This window comes from Steroidobacter sp. (assembly GCF_036406195.1).
GTDB lineage: Bacteria > Pseudomonadota > Gammaproteobacteria > Steroidobacterales > Steroidobacteraceae > Steroidobacter.
The window spans coordinates 213,336-219,360 of the sequence record NZ_DASWVW010000035.1 but is presented as its reverse complement, the minus strand read 5'-3'; the positions used below and the strand labels follow the sequence as shown (position 1 = coordinate 219,360).

7 protein-coding genes are annotated in these 6,025 nt (G+C 62.6%); 2 read left to right on the top strand and 5 right to left on the bottom strand.

The genetic code is table 11. From position 1 onward, the window contains the following. On the bottom strand, positions 1 to 359 hold a 359-nt coding region (locus VGE08_RS26575), incomplete at its 3' end, for a DUF6538 domain-containing protein (RefSeq protein ID WP_414717505.1). 474 nt (positions 360 to 833) lie between these two features. Between VGE08_RS26575 and VGE08_RS17385 the strand changes: the two genes are divergently transcribed. Together VGE08_RS17385 and VGE08_RS17380 are read left to right on the top strand one after the other, a co-directional pair. Then, positions 834 to 2,342 (top strand): M48 family metalloprotease, encoded by a 1,509-nt coding sequence (locus VGE08_RS17385; RefSeq protein ID WP_331069182.1) that lies wholly within the window; start codon positions 834 to 836, stop codon positions 2,340 to 2,342. A gap of 130 nt (positions 2,343 to 2,472) precedes the next feature. Beyond that, complete coding sequence (locus tag VGE08_RS17380) at positions 2,473 to 3,240, top strand: VacJ family lipoprotein (protein WP_331069181.1); 768 nt, start codon at positions 2,473 to 2,475, stop codon at positions 3,238 to 3,240. Positions 3,241 to 3,244: 4 nt separating this feature from the next. Here the strand turns inward: VGE08_RS17380 and VGE08_RS17375 are convergent, their stop codons facing one another. The 4 genes from VGE08_RS17375 to mlaD all read right to left on the bottom strand — a co-directional run bounded on the left by VGE08_RS17375 (position 3,245) and on the right by mlaD (position 6,013). Next, positions 3,245 to 4,375 carry a pyridoxal phosphate-dependent aminotransferase gene (locus tag VGE08_RS17375; protein ID WP_349258731.1) on the bottom strand — a complete coding sequence of 377 codons (1,131 nt, stop codon included), beginning with the start codon at positions 4,373 to 4,375 and terminating at the stop codon, positions 3,245 to 3,247. Between the two features lie 87 nt (positions 4,376 to 4,462). After that, positions 4,463 to 4,789, bottom strand: coding sequence for an STAS domain-containing protein (locus tag VGE08_RS17370; protein ID WP_331069179.1), 327 nt, complete (start codon positions 4,787 to 4,789; stop codon positions 4,463 to 4,465). Between the two features lie 28 nt (positions 4,790 to 4,817). Beyond that, positions 4,818 to 5,474 (bottom strand): ABC transporter substrate-binding protein, encoded by a 657-nt coding sequence (locus tag VGE08_RS17365; RefSeq protein WP_331069178.1) that lies wholly within the window; start codon positions 5,472 to 5,474, stop codon positions 4,818 to 4,820. Next, positions 5,471 to 6,013 carry an outer membrane lipid asymmetry maintenance protein MlaD gene (gene mlaD, locus VGE08_RS17360; protein ID WP_331069177.1) on the bottom strand — a complete coding sequence of 181 codons (543 nt, stop codon included), beginning with the start codon at positions 6,011 to 6,013 and terminating at the stop codon, positions 5,471 to 5,473. Before mlaD ends, VGE08_RS17365 begins: the two co-directional genes overlap by 4 nt. Between the last annotated feature and the right edge of the window lie 12 nt (positions 6,014 to 6,025).

Sequence of the window (6,025 nt, the reverse complement as noted above, 5' to 3'; positions counted from 1 at the left end):
GGCGCGATCACGAAAAAATCAGCGCTGTACGCCATGAGCACCTTGATAGCCGTCGCCAGCTTGGCGTTGTCGGCCGATCCCGTCAGCTCGATCAGGCTGGTGTATCCGTCCGGGGAATGAGCCATAGCAGCTTCCCGGATGTGGCTCTTCAATTCGTCCATCGTCGAAAATTTAAAATTCTCGGAATTTTTCAAGATTTCCCGAAGTGCCAGCCAACAGGCATGGGCCATTTCCTTGGCTTGTAACCGATGGTACGTGTACAGACTGAGCCTGATTTCACGTTGGCCGAGTTGGGCTCGGAGGTGGGTCGGAATTTTGAGAACGCAGTAGTAACGGCCGCTACGTCGCTCTAGGTACATGCTTGCGCCTCAGTAGAGGCACAGGGGAAAGGCTCACACCCCTATCAACGGCCAGAATTATTGGTGTTGAATTTGCTAAGCCGGATAGGGAGTTAGGAGAGATTTAGTACCTTCGTGACCGCTTCGGTACCTCTCCGTGCGGGGCGCGGCATTCTAATGGAGTCGCACCGGGCGAGAAAGGGGTTTGGTTCACATGGAGGGCAGCGGGAGGTGGCGCCGGCCGGCGACACCGGAATCCGTTCGACAAAGCGGTCGCGAATACCCGCTGCGTGCGAGCCGGAACTACCTCAGTCTGGTCCGCGGCCCGCCAGGGGGCCGCCCATCGGTGCTCCGGGAGCGGATGCCGAATACCGCCGCAATCCGCCAAGGGCCTGACGGAGCGCGGAATTTGCGCCGGCAATGAACGTACAGCGGCCATCGGGGTCGAACTTGTGACGCTTTACAGCCTCCCCCGGCCACACCACACTGCTAGCTGTGAAAATACCCACCCTCGCCACGTTCAAGGCCCTGCTGTGCGCCGCCCTGGCTTGCCTGGTCATGGTTGGCGGCACCAGCCACGCCGATCCGGAGGATTTGCCCGACATCGGCAGCCCGGCTCAGGCCATGCTGAGCTTGGAAGACGAGTACCAGATCGGCCGCATGATCGTGCGCGGGCTGCGCGACCAGGATCAGATCCTGGAGGATCCGGAGGTCACCGAGTACATCCGCTCGCTGGGCTACAAGCTGTCCAGCCAGGCGCACGACGGCTCCCAGCGCTTCAACTTCTTCGTGGTTCGCGACAACAGCATCAACGCCTTTGCGTTGCCCGGCGGCTTCATCGGTGTGAACAGCGGCCTGTTGCTCAAGACCAAGAACGAGGCCGAGCTCGCGGGCGTGCTGGCGCACGAAATCGCACACGTTACGCAGCGGCACATTGCCCGCAGTATTGCCGCGCAAAGCCGTTCGAGTCTGGTCTCGACCGCGGCCATGCTGGCCGCCATTCTGGTCGGCGCGGCGGCAGGCGGTGGCGATGCGGCCATGGCCGGTGTGGCGGCAGCGCAGAGTCTGGCCATCCAGCAGCAGATCAGCTTCACGCGCGCCAACGAATCGGAGGCGGATCGCGTCGGCCTGGGATTGCTGGCCCGTTCGGGATTCGATCCGAACGGCATGCCGGCGTTCTTCGAGACCATGAGCAGTCTGTCCGGCGGCGGCGAAATGAACATTCCCGAAATGCTTCGCACGCATCCGGTGAGCACCAACCGTATCGCCGAGACCAAGGAGCGAGCAGCTCAGCTGGATGTGACGCCCGATCCGCAGAGCGCAAGCTATGCGCTGACGCGCGAGCGCTTGCGCGTGCTCTCGACGCCGGCGGGCGAAGATCCGCGCTCGTACTACGCCGCAATCGTCAAGAACGAGCCGGACGCGACACCGGCGCAGGTCTATGGTCAAGGTCTGGCGCTGATGATGGCGGGCCAGGCCGCCAAGGCCGTGCCGATCTTCGAGCGGCTGCGCGCCACCGATCCGACGCTGCTCCAGTATCACACCGCGCTCGGACAGGCACAGTTGCTGGCCGGCGACGGCAACGCGTCGCTGCAAACATTGAAGCGCGCGAGAGAGCTGTTCCCCCGCAATGTGGCGGTCACCACCCGCTACGCCGAAACGTTGATGCAAAAGGGCGACGCCAAGAAGGCGCACGAGATCCTGCTGGACCTGTTCAACACCGTGCCGCCGACGCCGGAGCAAGCCAAGCTCACCGCTCGTGCGGCCAATGCGGCCGGCGACGTTGCGGATTCGTATTACTACATGTCCGAGTATCACATCATGAGCGGCGAGCTGTTGCTGGCCATCAATCAGCTGCAACTGGCCTTGGCCGTGCCGAAGATTTCCGACGTGCAGCGGGCGCGTTTCGAAGCCCGCCTGGACGAAATTCAGCAAGCATTGCCCAAGCGCGGTCCCGCGCGTCGCGCCATGGAAGCGAGCAACGGCGGCCGCCGCGTAAATTGATACAATCCTGGCGCCCGCCAGGGAGGCAACATTCTTGCCTTCGCGCCACGATTGATTTGACCGGCGCGTACTATCCGACTGTCCGGGCTACAACCAATACTGGTCGCCTGTTTTGAAGGATTCACGTCGCATGTCCAAGATCACGCGCGCCGCGCCTTTGTTGCTTGCCGCCTTCGCTGCCGCAGGATGCGCCAGCGCGCCGGGCCGCACCACCAATGACGACCGCTACGAGGGCTTCAATCGTGCCGTCTACAAGTTCAACGACACGCTCGATCGCGCGGCGTTGAAGCCGGTGGCCAAGGGCTATCGCAAGGTCACTCCGCAGTTCGTGCGCAGTGGCGTCGGCAACGTGCTGAGCAACATCGAGTACCCGGGCACGTTCATCAACCAGTTCCTGCAGGGCAAGTTCCTGCTGGGCCTGAAGGACACCGGCCGTTTCCTGATCAACAGCACGCTCGGCATCGCCGGCATCTTCGACGTGGCCACGCCGCTGGGCTTGGAAAAGAACGATGAGGATTTCGGCCAGACGCTAGCCGTTTGGGGGGTGCCTTCCGGCGCGTTCCTGAACCTGCCGCTGTTCGGCCCCTCCTCCATGCGCGACGCTCCGTCACGCGTGGTCGATTGGTTCACCAATCCGCTGCAGTACAGCGATCTGCCCTGGGAAGCCGAATGGGGCCAACGCGTGATCAACGTCGTCCACAGCCGCTCGGAACTGCTGCCGCTGGACGAAACGTTACGACGCACCTACGACCCGTACGCCTTCATCCGCGATGCCTGGGTGCAGCAACGTGAATTCAACATCTTCGACGGCAACCCGCCGCCGGAGACGCTGGAAGACCTGGACCTCGAGGAAGAGCCCGAAGAGGAAGAGTTGCAGGACGCTCAGCCGCAGCAGTAGCTGACTACCGGCGCCGTGTGAACCACGGCGTCATGCGAGCAATGGCGTCTTCGACTTCGGCGGTGGAGACAGCGAAGCTGAGGCGTATGTGGCGGTGGCCTTCGACGGGATCGAAGTCGACGCCGGGGGCAGTGGCGACGCCGGTGTCTTGCAGGAGCGCTTTGCAGAGCTCGATGCTGTCGTTGGTGAGATGGCCAACGTTCGCGTAGATATAGAAAGCGCCGTCCGGCGGTGCGATGTTGGTCAGGCCCAGGCGAGGCAACGCTTCCAAGAGCAACTCGCGATTGCGCGCGTAGGTAGCCACGTAGCCTTCCAATTCCTCGCGACAATCCATCGCGACCAGCGCGGCGTGCTGGCTCAGCGACGGCGCGGTTAGAAACAGATTGCCCATGAAGGCACGCGCGCGGGGTTGCCGTTCCATGGGCACGAGCAGCCAGCCGAGCCGCCAGCCCACCATGCTGAAGTATTTGGAGAAGCTGTTGACGATGAGCGCCTCGGGCTCGAACTCCAGCATGGAGCGCGCCGGACCGACGTAGCTCAGGCCGTGGTAGATCTCGTCGGAGATGATGGTGATCTTGCGCTCCCGGCACACGCGCGCGATAGCTTCAAGCTCCGAGGGTTCGATGATGGTGCCGGTGGGATTGGCTGGACTCGCCACGATGACGCCCTGGGGCGCCGGATCCAGCGCCACCAGGCTTGCAGCGGTCAATTGATATCGAGACTCGGGCCCGCACGCAATCTCTACCGGCGTGAGATGCAACGCGCGCAATGTGTTTCGGTAAGCAACATAACCCGGCCGAGCGATAGCGATGCGGTCGCCAGCCGCGAACGTAGAAGTCAACGCGAGCGTCAGCGCGGACGAGGCGCCAGACGAGAAAATAAACTGCTCGGGATCGACGGTGACGCTATAGCTATCGAGATAGTGACGCGCCAGGCGCGCTTTGAGCGCCGTGCTCTCCCAATATCCCATCGGATCGCTATCGAGTACCTGATGTGCACGCTCGATCGCAGCTCGCGGTGCCCCCGTCGAAGGCTGCCCGAATTCCATGTGAATGACCGAACGTCCCTGCGCCTGCAACGCGTAAGCGAGGCGACTGATGGCGATGGCTTGAAAGGGATCGACTTGAGCGAGCATGAGCGGCGGCGCCAGAGCATCGGAGTGCCGCATTATGAGCCTGTTCTGCGGAAACAGGGACCCTGGAAACGGGGACAGAGCCCCCGCTCAGTTGCCGTTGAGGAGGGCTTCGACTTCGCTGATGCGCGCCAGGGCCGCGATCTGCTGCGGCACATTCTTGAAATGAATCTGTTGCTGACGCTGCCGCGCGAGGCGCAGCCATTCGATCAGCAGGGCCAGGCCGGCACTGTCGCCTTCCGGAACATTGGCCAGATCGATTTCCAGTGACGAGCCCGCCTCTTTGAATGCCGCGTCGCTGCGCTTGAGCAGGTCGGTGGCGGTCTCCGCGTTCAATGCGCCGAACACCTTGAAGCGCCCGTTGCCGAGCGCTTCAAGTTTGGCGGGACCTGGAGTCTGCGCAGGTTTCGCATTCATCGTTGTTGGCCGCGCCTCGTGGCGGTACTCAAGCGGTCGGCTTCTTGACCGTGCCGCTCGCGACCTGCGACTCCAGCCGCTGAATCACAGCCTCGAGACCCTTCTGCTGGATCTCCGCGCCGAAGTCCGTGCGGAACGACTTCACATACGACACGCCTTCGATCTGCACGTCGTAGGCCTTCCAGCCATTGTCGGTCTGGCGCAGCGAATAGTTCACCGGGACGCGGCTGCCATTGTCGCGACGAATTTCCGTGCGCACCGTGGCGATCTTGTCGGTCGGGTTGCCCTGGAACGGCAGAATCTTCAGGCGGTCGGGCGTGAACTCCAGCAACGCCTCGCCATAGTTCTGCAACAACGATTGATAGAAAGCATCGACGAACCGCTTACGCTGCTCCGGTGTCGCCGTCCGCCAATGCTTCGCGAGCACCAGCTGCGCGGCATACGCGGTGTCGAAGTACGGCAGCATGTTCTTGTCGACCAACTCGCGGACCTTGGCCTTGTTCTTGGCGTACTCGGCACGATTGGCGTCGAGATCCTTCAGGGTGTCGTTCGCGACCTTGGCGACCAGCTCCTGCGGGCCGAGCTTGGCCGCGTCATCCTGAGCCCGGGCGGCGCCGGCAAAGAGCGCGACGGACGCCAGCAGTGCCAACACTGGGGACAGCCCCCGCTTCATGAACTTAGTCATTGCTTCGGTTCCTCCGTCTGGTTCTGACCGCCCTCGGCGCCCTGATCGGCATTGCCCGAGCTCGATCCTTGCTCGTCGCGCTTGCCCATGAAGCTTGCGACCAGCTGGTTGATCAGGTTCTCCAACACCAACGCGTCCTGCACCAGCTCGATGCGGTCGCCGTTCTTGAGATATTCCTCGGAGCCGCCGGCTGTGATACCGACGTACTGGCCGCCCAGCAACCCGGACGTCATGATGGCGGCATCGCTGTCGTTCGGGATTCGGTTGTAGCTGGAGGCGATGCGCATCTTCACAACCGCCTTGTAGACATTCTGGTCGAAGGCGATGGAATCGACGCGCCCCACCGTAACGCCGGCCATCGAGACCGCGGCGCCCGGCTTGAGGCTGCCGATGTTCTCGAATTGTGCGGTCACCACGTAGCTGGCGCCGTCCACCGCCAATTCCCGGTTGGTGATCTGGGTCACCATGAAAAACAGCGCGGCAAAGCCGAGCAGCACGAACAGTCCAGTTGAAATTTCTACAGCGCGAGTCGAACGCATAGTCGCTCCGGC